The organism is Bacillus sp. 16GRE42 (assembly GCF_019837435.1).
Classification (GTDB): domain Bacteria; phylum Bacillota; class Bacilli; order Bacillales; family Bacillaceae_G; genus Bacillus_A; species Bacillus_A wiedmannii.
Genome location: NZ_JADAXF010000001.1, coordinates 224,749 through 239,168, shown reverse-complemented (window position 1 = coordinate 239,168; position 14,420 = coordinate 224,749). Strand labels below are relative to the sequence as shown.

The window sequence follows — 14,420 nt, the reverse complement described above, 5'->3', positions numbered from 1 at the left end:
GGTGGAAAGTTGCTATTAGGTAAAAAGGTTATTTTTAATGAATTGCAGAAAATGCATAGTCCGCTGCTTAAACCGTTTCCGAATTGTGACCTTCGAAAAATACGAAAAGATTTTAATAATATGTTTACAGAAGATGATTGCATAAGCGCTGATTTAAATTATTATTGGATGCATACAGCAGGTACTTTAAGTTACATACTTAATAACAACGAAAAGGAGATTGTGTTTGATCAAATAAAGTGGCTAAAGAAATCGTTTTTTCAATGGTTTCCGCAATATCGTTTTATAGAAACAGAAATTGTGAAGTATCCCATTTTGTATAGAGATTTCATGAATTATGAGAAGGCCCGGAAACTATTACTGTATTATCTTACTGAATAAAAATAAAAACGTACAAGTTATGCTGCTTGTGCGTTTTTTTGTTCATAAAAAATACAATATTTATCCATTGTTTATATAGGGATTCTAATACGAAGAAAGAAGTACATATAGAAAGATATAAGGGAGGGAGAGGCGTTTAACGACTGTTTTCCTTTAATGCATTGTCCAACTCGAATAAAGTTTGTTATTTATGTTAAAATATTTCGAGTGAAATTAAAACGGGAGGAACAACAGTAAAATGGAAAACGTATCAAATATAGATAAATTGGAATCAATAAAATCTTTACAATCGACTATTCGTAAACTTGAAAATGCGCTATCACAAATGAATCAAAAAGGTGCAAATACTACATTAGTAAAAAAACGACTTAAAGCAGTTTGCGTAGGGTTAGCAGTACTAGAAAACGTTTGGAATCAAGAAAGTCACCAGTATAGTCAAGAAGAGTTAGCAGAAGCTCGTAATGTCCTTGCTGGTTTGCTTCCATCCATTGAGAGGGCCTATGATAAGTTTAAAGCTGGAAGTCCTCAAAAAACGCTTTTAACAAGACGGATAAAAGCATTGGAACTTTCAATTCAGGCAATTGATAAACTTTCTAATAAATAACTCATCTAAATACATAACATCCTAATCCTAATTTTTATAAAAACAATCTAGTGAAAAGAAATACAAAGGAGGAAGATGGGTGACTTCAATAATTAGTCCTAAGTTAGAGGAGCTTAATAATCAATTAAAGAATGGAAATGAGACAGCTTTTTATACTTTTTTACATGAAATAAAGTCGAATAATACACCACTAATAGAACAATGTCCTGTAGATAATAAGTATAAGCTTATAACGTATATATGGTTAGGAGACCAAAAAACTGAAAATGTTTATGTATTCGGTAGTTTTCCTGGTTGGGATCTGTCTGTAAATCAATTAAAACGATTGTTACAGACAGATATATGGTATAAAACGTTTAGGACAGATAAGAGTTTTATTTCAACTTATTATTTTTCAGTAAACGATTTTTTTGAAAATGATTGGATAAAGCGTAGTGAACAGTACGAACTAGACAAATTTAATGGAAATACATTTGAAGACGGTGCCAATAAAGCGTCTGTGTTAAACATAGGGATGGAAATACAGTATAGCAGTCGTTTTCCTTCAAACCATTATCCATCCGGAAAAATTGAAACATATTCTTTTCATAGTACGATTTTAAATAACACACGTAAAATTTATATTTATACGCCTCATGACTATTCTCACACTTCACATCTTCAAGAACTTCTCATTGTGTTTGATGGGAATTCATTCATTCATAACCTTTCAATCGCAAGAACACTCAATTATTTAATATACGAAAAAGAAATCCCATCTTGTATTGCTGTTGCAATAGATTCTGTTGATCGACTAGAAGAGCTAACTTATAACGATAAAATGAATACATTTTTAACGGAGGAACTACTTCCGTGGATTAAAGCTAGGTATCACGTATATCAAGAAAAGAATCATACAACAATTGCTGGTTTCAGTCTTGGTGGCATAGCAGCGTTTTATGCAGCGCTTCAAAATCCACATGTTTTCGGAAACGTGTTGTCAATGTCTGGATCCGTGCATTGGAAAAAGGATGGTTATGAAAATCAAATTTCATCTATAGATTTAAATGCGATTCAACCTCATTTTTATATTGCAGCAGGAGAACTTGAAAACAAACCTCTTTTAACAGCTAATAGACGCCTGTATAAAGCTTTAAAAGGAAAAGGATACCAAATTACTTATGAAGAGTTTCAATGCGGACATGACGGTGTTTGGTGGCGAGAAAAGTTGTTTGATGGATTGAAAGCATTAAAACTTACAAAAACGACACTCTAAATTAAAAAGGAGAGAGAGTCTATGAATCAAGAAGAACTAGATAAAAAACTAAAAAAGCAAGAGATATTAGTAAAAGATGAGAAGGTTTGGTCCTTTACGTATGAGGATCATATTAGTTCTATCGTTAAAGAAGCAGAAAAGAAAGGGTCTTTTGATAATTTACCCGGTAAAGGGAAGCCTCTTAATCTTGATAATGATCTTTCTTACAATCCTGAAAAGCAACTGTATAGAACGCTAAAGAATAATCATGTTTTACCTAGGTGGATTGAGCTTTCAAAAGAAATTGATGATTTAAAAGAGAGACTAAAAGAAAATACAAATACTGCAGAAGCAGCTAATTTAATTCGAACTATTAATAAAAAAGTTTTAGAACATAATTTACTTTGTCCACCAAGTGCGCAAAAAACGAGGATGAAAACTGATATTTAACGATTTTCAACGCAGCTATCTCTTGCTATATAATTAAGTAAGGCATTTTCAATTCATTATTAAAGGGAGGCAAATGTAATGAAGAATACGTATCAACTTCAAATTCCGAAAGAACTAGAGCAGTATCGTAGTATTTTAGAAGAAAGTGTGAAGCCGTATATTAAAGTGTCTGGAGCGAAAGCAGAGACAACGCTTTTTGAGAGTAAGTTTGGTGGTTATCCGTATTTACCTATAGATCAAGAGCATCCTAAAGATTCAAATGGACAACCTATGATGTTACTTGCGCAGTTAAACTTTGAAGAAATGCCGCATGTTTTATATATGCCTCAAAAGGGAATGTTACAGTTTTTCGTAAGTGCTGAAGATGAACTTTACGGAGCAGATTTTGACCATCCAACAACCCAAAAAGACTTTCGAATTATTTATCATTCTACAATTATAGAAGATTTGAATAAGGTTATTACTGATTTTAGTTATTTAAATACTTTTGAATTAGAGGACTTTATCATACCTGAAGCAGCAAAATTAAAGTTTGAATTAGGTTATCAACCCGTAACACCAAGGGATTATCGATTTGAAAAGATGTTTAGCGAGGAAATTGATTGGGAAGAAATTGTTGATGAAGAAAATAATACAGAATTAGGCGAACTGTATGATGATTTATGTGAAGATCAAGGGCATAAAGTTGGTGGTTATCCATTTTTCACACAGACAGATCCAAGGGAATGGGAAGAAAAATACCAGCAACATGACATGTTATTGTTGCAAATTGATACAGATGATTCATTAAATATTATGTGGGGAGATTCTGGTGTTGCTAATTTCTTTATAAAGAAAGAAGATTTATTAAATCTAGATTTTTCCAATGTTATTTACAATTGGGATTGTTATTAAAAATATATAAATGAAATACTAGCAAGCTAAAAAATCTTCCTAAAGGTGAGGGAGATTTTTTTATGTTAAAAATAAACGTTATGTTAACTAGAATAAAGAGCAATGAGTGTAAGGAAAGTCAAGCGTAAATAACAGAAATAACAACAAATAAAGTAAAGTTATAAAACGTGTGTAAATAGCAATATAAATTCATTAAGTAAAACATAAAATAAAATTACTAATTTATATTTTGTATAGAAATAATTTTTTACATGAGAATTTCTTGCCGATCAAAAATGATTTTAATTCGTTAAATCTTAATGGATTATTGATTTGAATTTGATGTGATGGATTTATAACAAAAAGATTGATAAAAACTGTAGAAATTCGTTTAGATACGATTTTATTTAAATTTCACTAAAAATCTCCGTTTCGTCTCATTAAGTATAGTTTACTTGGTTTTTGATACCTGAGATTGCTTTGTTTCTATAACTACCTATAATATATATTATGTTAACTAGTGAAAAGTAATAAACTTATTATAAGTTAGTTTTAGTGGTTAGCCTCCCCTTTTTCTTTTAAATCATTCTGTGTGATGGATTGTTTAGTTATTTGTTTTATAAGTTCTTGATGATAATGTCTTCAAGTATAAATTATATTTAAGACAATAAAAAATGCAATTCGTTTTAAATGAACGCATTAAACGAATTGCATGGATAAATTATTAATAATAAGTTTTTAAAATTAGTTTGCTACAGCAATTGCTTCAATTTCAATTAATAAGTTATCGGTAATTAACTTTCTAACTTCTACAGCTGAACTTGCTGGTGGATTTTTAGTATCTATGTATTGATCTCGTATATCTCTAACAATGGCCATTTGAGAAATATCTGTTAAGAAAAATGTTAATTTTACTACATCATTAAATTGTAATTCCGAAGTTTCTAATGCACTTTTAATATTTTCGAATACTTGTTGCGTTTGTGTAGCTAAATCACCAACACCAACTATTTGACCATCAGTATTTATTGCTACTTGCCCAGATATGTAAATTGTTCGTTTTGCGTTACTAATTTCGACTACATGCGAGTATCCAAAAGTTGGTGGCATCGTTTCTGGATTGATAAATTTCTTTTGCATGGTGTCTCTCTCCTTTTTTAGTAAATTAATTGTAAAATCCATGTATTTATTATGTTCCATAAATAAAACTAAGAATCCTTTAATGATTTCAAATTAAAAACCTTAGTATAGCTATCTTCATACCTATACTAAGGTTTTCTAGAGTTTTATATTTAGTTATCGCTAGTGGAACTTGTCAAATTAATCTCTTCATACTCTCTTTTAAATTGATTATCATTTTTTAACCAACGTTTAAAAGTCGATTCGCTTATTTCTAAATTTGAACAAGTTGTAGCATTGCATTTATTTTTCACATATTCTTTAAGGAAATTTTGTTTTCTTTGTTTAACGGCAGTTTGAGTTTGTTTTAGTTTTCGATCTTGTACTTGGTCTAAACTTAGACTTTCTTTCTGAAACACTTCATATTTTCTATGCAAATAAATATCTTTGTCTTTATAAATCCAATTTGAAAATAGTTGTATTGATTTTCTTTCTGTATGATACCATCTGCTGCTATAAACCCTAAAATATAAGCTGTGTTATTTGACCACGTTTTAAAATAATCTTCTGTTATGTCATACTTTCTCTTCCAACTCCCTATAGCGCGCCTTGGAACGTTATTCTCTGTTAACACCATACGAATATACCTAGCAGAAACATTAGCAAGTGTAGCGATTTCTGAGGTGCTCTTCCCTTCTGCATATAGCTGCGTTATTTCAGATTTTGATAGTTTACATTTTGAGTACTTTTTTCTAATTACTTGCATTTATTAATTCTCCTTCCTTTTATTATTTAAAGGCGTATTTACTTCTATAACATACAATGAAACGTATGTTCTTCGTTGCGTATAAGAAGGTATTTACTAAATTAAAACAATTTACATTTACTTTATATTGGTTTTATCTGCTGCTATATGATTTGTATTTTATATATAAGAATAATGAATTTTACAAATTTATGAAAGGTACTGCATTAAAGATGAAAGGTAAAATGATTTCGTTTAAACTACAATTAGCTACAATAACAACATACGTATATTGTTAAACGTAAAAAGGAGAACGAATGAAAAAGAAATATATAAATCAAATTCATACTGATGTAAGTTTTAAACCGAAAGATATTATAGGTTTAATGACGGATTACTTTAAAATGAAAACAAAGCTGCGTCCTGTAAAGAATTTACCTACTGTTTTATCGAATAAAAATAATGAATCTTTAGAGAGTCTGACATGGTTTGGGCACTCTGCTTCTCTTTTAAAAATAGAAGGTAAAACATTGTTATTAGACCCGATGTTTGGAGATGCCTCTTCCCCATTTCCTCTGTTTAATAGTAAACGTTATAGTGGTGTTTTTTCTTTAGAACGTGAAGAGCTTCAAGAAATTGATGCGATTATCATTTCACATAATCACTATGACCATTTGAATTACAAGAGTATTATGCAGTTAAAAGATCGTGCAAAACATTTTTATGTTCCAACTGGAGTTGCGCAATATTTAATGAAATGGGGCGTTTCACCTAGTAAAATTAGTGAGCATAATTGGTGGGACGAAATTGCGTTTGATAATATAAAATTAGTTTGTGCACCTGCAAGGCATTTCTCAGGACGAAGTATGACAGATAGAGATTGTTCGTTATGGTGTTCATGGCTTATTCTTGGTCAAGAGACTAAGGTTTTTTTTAGTGGTGATAGCGGCTATGCTCCTCACTTTAAGGAAATTGGTGATAAATACGGTCCATTTGATCTTACATTGATGGAATGCGGGCAATATGATCCGAGATGGCCTGCGATTCATATGTTGCCTGAAGAAACGGTACAAGCTCATATTGATGTAAAAGGAGAATTACTTCTTCCGATTCATTGGGGTGCTTTTACATTAGCATTACATGAATGGAGTGATCCGATTGAACGAGTTACGAAAGAAGCACAACGTTTAGGAGTTAAAATCGCAACGCCGCAAATTGGTGAATCGACTACGTTAAAATCTACAGACTATCCGTCATCAGCCTGGTGGAGAGAAATTTAATTATAAATAAAAAAGAGTGAACCCTTTTATAAGGAATTCGCTCTTTTTCTGTATGTAAACTTATTTCACTATGTTTGCTTTCCCGCTATCTAAAACTCTATTTGTTTGTACAGAGGTAATATTAATAACCGTATTCATACTTTTATCAGTTAGTTCAATGAGTTCGTTTTCGTGATTGATTTTCTGTAAATCCCACACCATTCCATTGAACTCGTTATACTGTCCACTTACTCTTACTATATTTTTCGTTTTACTTGATGGTTGTATTTGTAGATTTGTAAATTGGTTCCCACTAATTTCATTTGGTGTAGTTACATTACTATCCATATAAATCATATTTACACAATCTTCAAGTGAGAAGTTCATAAAACGGTTGGCATTTATCCAAGCATAACCAGATTGCGGTTTCTTTGCTACTAATTTCAGCCCAGTTTCCATTCCTACAACTTTTATATTTTCAAAGTTAATAAATGAAATTTCATTTTCTTTCCCACCAGCATACAATGAAATTCCGGTACCTTTATTCGTTTCTGTCCAATTAATAATATTTATATCTTTTATTTGTGTTTTGTGCCAAGTGTTATAATACTTATTTTTTCCGTCTAAATATATAACTTCAGAATTAAATGTAGGATCGTCTATCGCTATATAAGCTCCTTCGATAGAAGCGTTTTTTTCTAATTCTAGAACTCTAAAATTACCTTCAACAACAAACTGTGTTCCATAACCGAATAATAATTTTACACCTTTTTTCACTACGATTGGTGACGTAATTTTATATTTCTTATCCTCAAGCAATACTGTTTTAATTGTACTAGCCTCTGCTTTATTAATAGCAGATTGTATTTTGTTTGAATCATTTTTACCTTTAAAGTCTTCTACATACACCTTATCATTTTTAGCTAAACTATCTTTTTTATTGAATTGATAAAAAGCAAAAGTAATTAGAACTACAGCTATGAGTAAAATAATTATTTTCTTCATTACACTCATCCTCATATAAGTTTTCTCCTTGGCTACTCTTCGAATAATCTATGGCTTTTATATTTAGGTTATAATGATTGTGCTGTGTATTATAGATTACAATTCCTGCTTTTTATAATTGAACTATATTATCTATAGAACTGTCCTACTTAGCCAATTCTTCATTCCTATAATCTATTAATTTATGATTAGATAAAACAAAGTTGTGTTCTAATATTAATTCATTGTGGAGTATTTTAGATAAAAATTTAGGTATCATCTCTCCTACGCCGTAATTATAGTCACTTAAAATCCAAGAAATCTCTTTCCAATCTAAAATTCCTTCTGATGCTTTTTTGGGAGTTTGATATGTAAATTCACTAAGTAGCTCTACTAGATAAATATACATACCGCCAGAATATGAAGAATCCTCCCATTTAATAATGCCTTTAAATTGAATTTGATCATGCTTAACTTCTATATTAGTCTCTTCTTTTATTTCACGAATCGCATTTTCTAAAGGTGTTTCTCCCTTTTCTATCTTTCCACCTACCCCGTTCCATAATCCTTTTACAGGGTCATATTCTCTATTTAACATAAGTATCTCTTCATTTCTCTTTATAAAACATAAAGTGTGCTTGTACATAATGTGATTCCTTCCTTTGTTATTAATAAGCTCTTACTGGAGATATAAGATGTACTGCTGCAGATTGTGTCCCTGCTTCAATTAATATCGGTCTCATAGAACCACTGAAACTTAAAGTAACCGTTTCTTCTTTTATTGCCTTTAAGGCATCCATCATAAATCGTCCATCAAAAGATATATTTAATTGTTTTTCACCTTGAATCTTATCTATCTGTTGTGTCTCGGATATTTTTCCAATCTGAGAAGCATTAGAAGAAATTTTAATTGTTGATTCGTTTATGATTTCTAAGTTGACATTGTTATTTGCCCATTCGCTTGCTAATAAGTTTGATCGATCTACACCTTGTAAAATCCTGTTTCTATCTACGTTAATGACTGTTTGAAATTCATTTGGAATTAAACTAGATATATTAGGATATTTTCCTTCAATTAATCTTGAATATAATGTAGTTGTACCGAATGTAAAAATAATGTGACTTTCTGAAAGATAGATGTATACGAATTCTGAATTACTATTCATTAATTTTAGCAGTTCACTAATAGTTGCACTTGGTACGATACAACTTGCTTTCACATCTGTAGATATTTTCGTTTCGCGTATAGCAAGTCTATGTGAATCAGTTGCTACGCAAATTAACTTAGTATAATCTAACTCTAAATGAACACCAGTAAGAACAGGTCTAGATTCATTTTTAGCTACTGCAAAGGCTGTTTGTTTAAACACTTCAATCAATTGTTCCGTTTCTACTTGTACTTTTGCATGATCGTCTATAAGTGGTACATTCGGAAACTCATATGTTGGAAGTCCATTTAAGTTTAATGTAATTTCTTCTGACTGTATCGCAATGATTTGCTCATCCTTACTTTTTATTGTTACATTGCTTGGCATTTTCTTTATAATTTCAATGAAATATTTTGCAGGTACTACAATAGTCCCTACTTTTAATATAGTTGTAATTTGGTCGTCTTCGTTAGAACTAGGGATGAATTTTTCGATGAAAATATTTGAATTACTTGCGATTAAAGTAATTCCAGATTGATCTGCAATTATTTTTATACCGGATAGTATAGGGATTATAGCTTTGGTAGATATAGCTTTACTTACTTCTGAAAGTGCTTGAGTGAAATGTTTATGATTAACGATAAACTCCATTTTTTCCCCGCCTTACATGAAATGATAATTTTATGAAGATTGATGAATGATTGTTCCGTTAAAGAAGTAAGGTACTGTTTCTTTCCTTTGTAATGTATTTAATAAGTGTTCTGGTATACGTAAATGCGGTGCTGCTCTATGTAATTCCATCCAAGTAATCTCTTCAATTTCTTTTGGCCTTGATATATATGTCTCTCCGCCAATTATTTCGCCTAAAAAATTAAAGAAAATTGCATGGTGACCTCTCTCTTCGAAAAAAGCTTCGCTGATAGAACAAATACCGTTTACAGTTATATGTAACCCTGTTTCTTCTTTCACTTCCCGAGTTACTGCCTCTTCTAACGTTTCTCCCAATTTAACTGCGCCACCTGGTAGCGTGTAATAAGAACCGTTCTTTCCTTTGTTTTTTACCATTAAGATCTTTTCGTTTGTATTATCGTATAAAAGTGCATATGTAACATTTACTTTTTTCATCTAAGTCCACCTTTAATAACGAGAATTTTCTGCCTTTGTTACATTCTACCATTTAATCGTTTTAAAATATAAAAAAGTTAATAGAGTAGTTCATTTATCTGCTCTTAGTAAAAGTAATAATCGATAAACCTTCATTACTAAATAAAAAAGAACGTATTTTGAAAGTAAATATTCAACGTACGCTCTTTATGCTTTATTTTGGGATTCTATATATTTTCTAATCTTTTTTCTAAATAATATCGATTGTGCCCTTTAGGGTGGTCTTCACTTACTCCAATCACCTTATATCCATGCTTTTTATAAAAATCAGGAGCTTGAAAGCTAAAAGTATCTAAATTGATTAGCCTACATTCATTTTCAATTGCAAATTCTTCAATAAGTTTTAATAACTTGCTTCCGTAGCCTTCGTGTCTATACTCATCAGAAACCCAAAGGAAATCGACATGTACGTGGTGCCAAAATGTAATTGCAGTTATTCCGCCTACAATTTCTTCCTTTTCATTTCTCACTATAAAACTAATTTTTTCTGAAGGCTTTTTCTCTTCATCCGAAATATGTTTTTGGTTATATTCAATTACTTTTTCTCTTATGTAATCACTATCTTCTTGGACCCATTGTTTTACTATTTTCATTTTAAGTAGCACACTCCTTTTAAAGTATATATTCAATTTAATAATCGTAATATCCTGTCTAACTTAATAGTCGTAGAGCACTGTTTCATTTCACTAAAATAAAGAAAAGCCGTACTACATTTTATCTGTAGTACGGCTTTATACGGCGTTTGATTCTTTTTAATTAAAACTTCCGTTAGTTTTAACATATTAGTACAATAATTCAATTGTATTACTGCGAAAAAGAATGAACATTCCTAAGCCAATTAGAACAATTGGAACGATAATATGACAATTTCTCTCAAGTACTTTAGCTAAAATAGGAGCTCTTAACAATGTGTAGCTAATAAAACACCATATTGCTATCATACAAAAAAAGATAACTAATGTAACAATATTAGTTTTAAGATTTTGACTAGCGAACATGGGTATATAAATTGAAATATTATCAGCTCCATTAGCTAATGTAATCGAGGCTACTTTAAATAATGAGCTAGAAGCGTTATCAATGACTTCATTCCTTTTATAAGAACGAAGTGACAATAGTACTTTTACCCCCATATACATTGGCACGAATCCTAATAACCCAATCCACGATATAGGAATGAAAAAAGAGCTTAAAGAACCAATGATACTTAGGAAAATAATTACACTAAACCCTAAATATTGTCCAACAACAATATAAAGTTCTTTCATCTTAGTTTTTTCCCGGACAGCTCTACCTTCTTTCTTAATTACTCCTGTCTTTACTTGTGAAAATAAAACAAGGAGTATAAAAATGTCATCAATATTTGTTGAAGTGAATGCCATAAAAGAAGAAATTATGGTTGTAACCAATATAAGCCAACTACCTTTATAATAAAATACTGGTATATAAATGAATTTCATGTCTAATAAAAAAATTGGTTAATGTAGGTTTAAAATAACATTTCAGTTCCTTTTATAAAACCATATGAATATTTTACTAATCTGCTACTTAGTTCGTTGAGAAATAAATCATTTTATTACTTTTCAAATCATTTTACTTAGAATTAAGTAATTCTTTTCTTCCTACACGAGTAGTAAAAACGGAAAATCAAATATTTTGCAATATAAAAAGAGCCCTATATAAGGACTCTTTTTATAATTAAGCTATCTTCCGATACAAATGTTGTGTTTCTTTATTCTTTTCTGCTTTTGGTGGACGAATTAAAATCGAAATAATGAAGGAAATAACACTTAAAACACCGATTATAATAAAGGTCGGTTGAAATCCACCAAGTAATGCTCCAATGAACGCTCCTGCAAGTGCACCAAACCCGAAACCTTGATATACAATCCCGTAATTTGTACTATGGTTTTTTAATCCGAAGAAATCTCCAACAATTGCTGGGAAGATTGTGATATTACCACCAAAGCAAAAGGCAACACTTGCTACACAAGCGAAATAAATACCGTAATTTAGTGGAATGAAACTTAAAGTAAAGACTGACAATCCAATAATAATAAACGTTGCAGAGACAATTTTCATTCGGCCAATTTTATCTGATAACGTTCCAAGAACGATTCTACCTACCGTATTAAAAATTGCAATCATTGCAACGGCGTTAGCGGCGGTTGCTGCACTAAGTCCAACGAGCTGTACCCCAATATCTTTCACCATACCGATTAAATATAGACCGCCCATACACGATGTGAATAGCATAAAAAACAAAAGATATACTTGTTTCGTTCGCATCATTTCACGAGGCGTATAATCATTGTGTAATGTCTCAGTTACAGTATTACTCACTATTGCTTCACGTAAGAAGAACGATCCGGTTAATACTAAAAGTAAAACGATGATACCCCAATATAAAAATGCTTGTGATACACCAAGACTATCGATAAGACTTCCGTTTATATATCTAAAGATTAAGCTGCCCATTCCATATGCCGAAACAGATATACCAGAAATAAGTCCTTTTCGATTTGGAAACCATTTAATTAAATTAGATAGTGATGTAATATAAGCAGTTCCATCTGCATAACCAACAACGACACCAGCTAATAAATATAGTAATGGTAAGGAAGAAACTTGTGAACTAAGTATTAAACCGAGCCCCAAAACAATCCCTGCAGTAGCGATGAGTTTACGAAGTCCTAATTTTTGCTGCAACTTTCCTGCAAATAAGGTTGAGAATGATAATGAAAAACTTGTTATGGAGAAAGTTATCGCTACGGAATTGAGGTTCCATCCAAACTTACTAACAAGGGGTTGATTAAATAAACTCCATGTATAAATTGTTCCAAGGCCAATTTGAACAATAATTGTACCTAGAACAATTAGTAACGGATTTATAGAAGTTTGTTTCATACTAACTGTCCCCTTCTTTTATTTTGACATGATTTTTCACAGTTAGTATAACCATCATAAAATGCAAGATACTGTGTGGAAAATGGAAATTAAGTTCATATACACAAAAAGACACTTCATAATGAAGTGTCTTTTTGCAGGTTATATTAGATTTACTTAAAGAAAGCTTTGTTAAGATAAGACATTTTCGAATGCTTATGTATATAGGATACCAAAAGATTTTTGTTATGTGATGGGACTTAAGATGTATTTTTCATTCATCATATAGTCCGATGAACGAAAAATTAGTATTCAATTTCATCAAAATCCTTCGGCTGCGGTACCGTTTGCATATTAGCAGCATCTTTAGGATCGCTATAAATTGCATTTTGTTCTGTATTCACATCTTTAATATTTTGTTTTTTGTTTTTATTCATTTTATCTTTCATTTTCTTTCACTCCTTTTCATTATAGGTGTAATTATGCCCTATTACCGTTACGAAATGTATCAGCGACTAAATTGCTAAATTCACGTAAATAATATAAATAATTATCACCGCCGTAGTTATATCTTTTATTGTACATTTTCGCAACAACTACATTACATTCAGGTATTACTAAAAGAGTCGGTCCTGTAATTCCTAATATTTGATACGATCCTTTCGGCACTCGTTCACCAAGTTCACTTGAAAGCGCAGGTTCATTTTGAACATACCAAAACAACCCGTTTTGTGGTAGTTCATTGTTTGTAAATGTTGGACTCTGCAAACCTGTTGCAATTTCTATCACTTCTTTTGGAATAATTTTCTTACCATTTATCACACCTTGCTTTAAATGAAGATTGCCCCAATAAGCAAATTCTCTAGCTGAGACAAACAGATTTTTTTCAGTACCATCATCTACCGTACCAATTTCACTAATTGCGTCTTCATTTGGATTATCAACAACTTTAACTAAGTTTTCATCTTGCTGAATTCTCCAACCTGTTTCTTTGAAGTTAGCTAGATCAAAAACACGCTCCTTTAACAATTCAGGAAAACTTTTGTTATATAGCTGATAAATAAGACGTGTTACCATTCTTACATTAATATCTCTATACGCCCATGCTTGTCCAGGTTCAAATTCACGAAAAATTGTCCCGTCATTCGTTTCTCCTAAACCGTGCGAATGGGTTACTAAATGTCTTATCGTTGTTTTACCAAGTAATACAGGGTCGAAATCATTAAAGTACTTTATCGCCTCGTCATCAATAGAATTTATTTTCCCCTCGTAAAGCGCATATGCTACCATTAATCCTAAATAACTTTTTCTCGCAGAAGCAACATTAAATTGTGAAGATGCTGTTATTTTTTTACTTGTAGATATATTTGAATGATGACCACTATAATGCTCTAGTACAATTTTATTATCTTTTATAATGCACAGTGCTGTTGCAGAACTATGATTTTCTTCTTTTATATTCTCAACCCAAGAAATCAATTTATCGTACGTATACAAATAAATCCCCCTTACCATGAATAAAAAATTACAACATGAAAGAAAAGTATAAAATAGTATTTACACCTTTCTTTCA

16 protein-coding genes and 1 pseudogene are annotated in these 14,420 nt (G+C 31.1%); 6 read left to right on the top strand and 11 right to left on the bottom strand.

The window, feature by feature from the left end; all coding sequences use genetic code 11:
* Positions 1–9 precede the first annotated feature (9 nt).
* The 5 genes from ILS93_RS01290 to ILS93_RS01270 all read left to right on the top strand — a co-directional run bounded on the left by ILS93_RS01290 (position 10) and on the right by ILS93_RS01270 (position 3,563).
* Complete coding sequence (locus ILS93_RS01290) at positions 10–381, top strand: YxiJ-like family protein (RefSeq protein ID WP_222659736.1); 372 nt, start codon at positions 10–12, stop codon at positions 379–381.
* 238 nt (positions 382–619) lie between these two features.
* Positions 620–985, top strand: coding sequence for a hypothetical protein (locus tag ILS93_RS01285; protein ID WP_088046690.1), 366 nt, complete (start codon positions 620–622; stop codon positions 983–985).
* 79 nt (positions 986–1,064) lie between these two features.
* Positions 1,065–2,240 (top strand): alpha/beta hydrolase, encoded by a 1,176-nt coding sequence (locus ILS93_RS01280; RefSeq protein ID WP_222659734.1) that lies wholly within the window; start codon positions 1,065–1,067, stop codon positions 2,238–2,240.
* 21 nt (positions 2,241–2,261) lie between these two features.
* Positions 2,262–2,669, top strand: coding sequence for a DnaJ family domain-containing protein (locus ILS93_RS01275; protein WP_064475410.1), 408 nt, complete (start codon positions 2,262–2,264; stop codon positions 2,667–2,669).
* Between the two features lie 78 nt (positions 2,670–2,747).
* Entirely contained in the window at positions 2,748–3,563 is an 816-nt protein-coding gene (locus ILS93_RS01270) for a YwqG family protein (protein WP_222659732.1), read from the top strand.
* A gap of 723 nt (positions 3,564–4,286) precedes the next feature.
* Here ILS93_RS01270 and ILS93_RS01265 read toward each other — a convergent pair.
* Both ILS93_RS01265 and ILS93_RS01260 read right to left on the bottom strand, forming a co-directional pair.
* Positions 4,287–4,682 (bottom strand): RidA family protein, encoded by a 396-nt coding sequence (locus tag ILS93_RS01265; RefSeq protein WP_064475408.1) that lies wholly within the window; start codon positions 4,680–4,682, stop codon positions 4,287–4,289.
* A 152-nt stretch (positions 4,683–4,834) separates the two neighbouring features.
* Positions 4,835–5,427: pseudogene (locus tag ILS93_RS01260) on the bottom strand (hypothetical protein).
* Positions 5,428–5,723: 296 nt separating this feature from the next.
* On the opposite strand from ILS93_RS01260, the gene ILS93_RS01255 reads away from it, so the two are divergent.
* Entirely contained in the window at positions 5,724–6,686 is a 963-nt protein-coding gene (locus tag ILS93_RS01255) for an MBL fold metallo-hydrolase (RefSeq protein WP_064475407.1), read from the top strand.
* Positions 6,687–6,746: 60 nt separating this feature from the next.
* On the opposite strand, the gene ILS93_RS01250 is transcribed toward ILS93_RS01255, so the two are convergent.
* The 9 genes from ILS93_RS01250 to ILS93_RS01210 form a co-directional block, all read right to left on the bottom strand.
* Positions 6,747–7,685: a hypothetical protein gene (locus ILS93_RS01250; protein WP_064475406.1), complete on the bottom strand. Its 939-nt coding sequence runs from the start codon at positions 7,683–7,685 to the stop codon at positions 6,747–6,749.
* A gap of 130 nt (positions 7,686–7,815) precedes the next feature.
* A complete protein-coding gene (locus ILS93_RS01245; RefSeq protein WP_064475405.1) occupies positions 7,816–8,295 on the bottom strand; it encodes an NUDIX hydrolase in 480 nt (159 codons plus the stop codon).
* A gap of 22 nt (positions 8,296–8,317) precedes the next feature.
* Positions 8,318–9,448 (bottom strand): DNA polymerase III subunit beta, encoded by a 1,131-nt coding sequence (gene dnaN, locus ILS93_RS01240; protein WP_222659730.1) that lies wholly within the window; start codon positions 9,446–9,448, stop codon positions 8,318–8,320.
* A gap of 30 nt (positions 9,449–9,478) precedes the next feature.
* A complete protein-coding gene (locus tag ILS93_RS01235) occupies positions 9,479–9,922 on the bottom strand; it encodes an NUDIX hydrolase (protein ID WP_000757647.1) in 444 nt (147 codons plus the stop codon).
* 206 nt (positions 9,923–10,128) lie between these two features.
* Complete coding sequence (locus ILS93_RS01230) at positions 10,129–10,554, bottom strand: GNAT family N-acetyltransferase (protein ID WP_064475403.1); 426 nt, start codon at positions 10,552–10,554, stop codon at positions 10,129–10,131.
* Between the two features lie 189 nt (positions 10,555–10,743).
* Positions 10,744–11,370, bottom strand: coding sequence for a cadmium resistance transporter (locus ILS93_RS01225; RefSeq protein ID WP_064475402.1), 627 nt, complete (start codon positions 11,368–11,370; stop codon positions 10,744–10,746).
* Between the two features lie 289 nt (positions 11,371–11,659).
* A complete protein-coding gene (locus ILS93_RS01220; protein WP_064475401.1) occupies positions 11,660–12,868 on the bottom strand; it encodes an L-lactate MFS transporter in 1,209 nt (402 codons plus the stop codon).
* Between the two features lie 284 nt (positions 12,869–13,152).
* A complete protein-coding gene (locus ILS93_RS01215) occupies positions 13,153–13,296 on the bottom strand; it encodes a hypothetical protein (protein WP_000653369.1) in 144 nt (47 codons plus the stop codon).
* Between the two features lie 31 nt (positions 13,297–13,327).
* A complete protein-coding gene (locus ILS93_RS01210; RefSeq protein ID WP_222659728.1) occupies positions 13,328–14,344 on the bottom strand; it encodes a serine hydrolase domain-containing protein in 1,017 nt (338 codons plus the stop codon).
* Positions 14,345–14,420 lie beyond the last annotated feature (76 nt).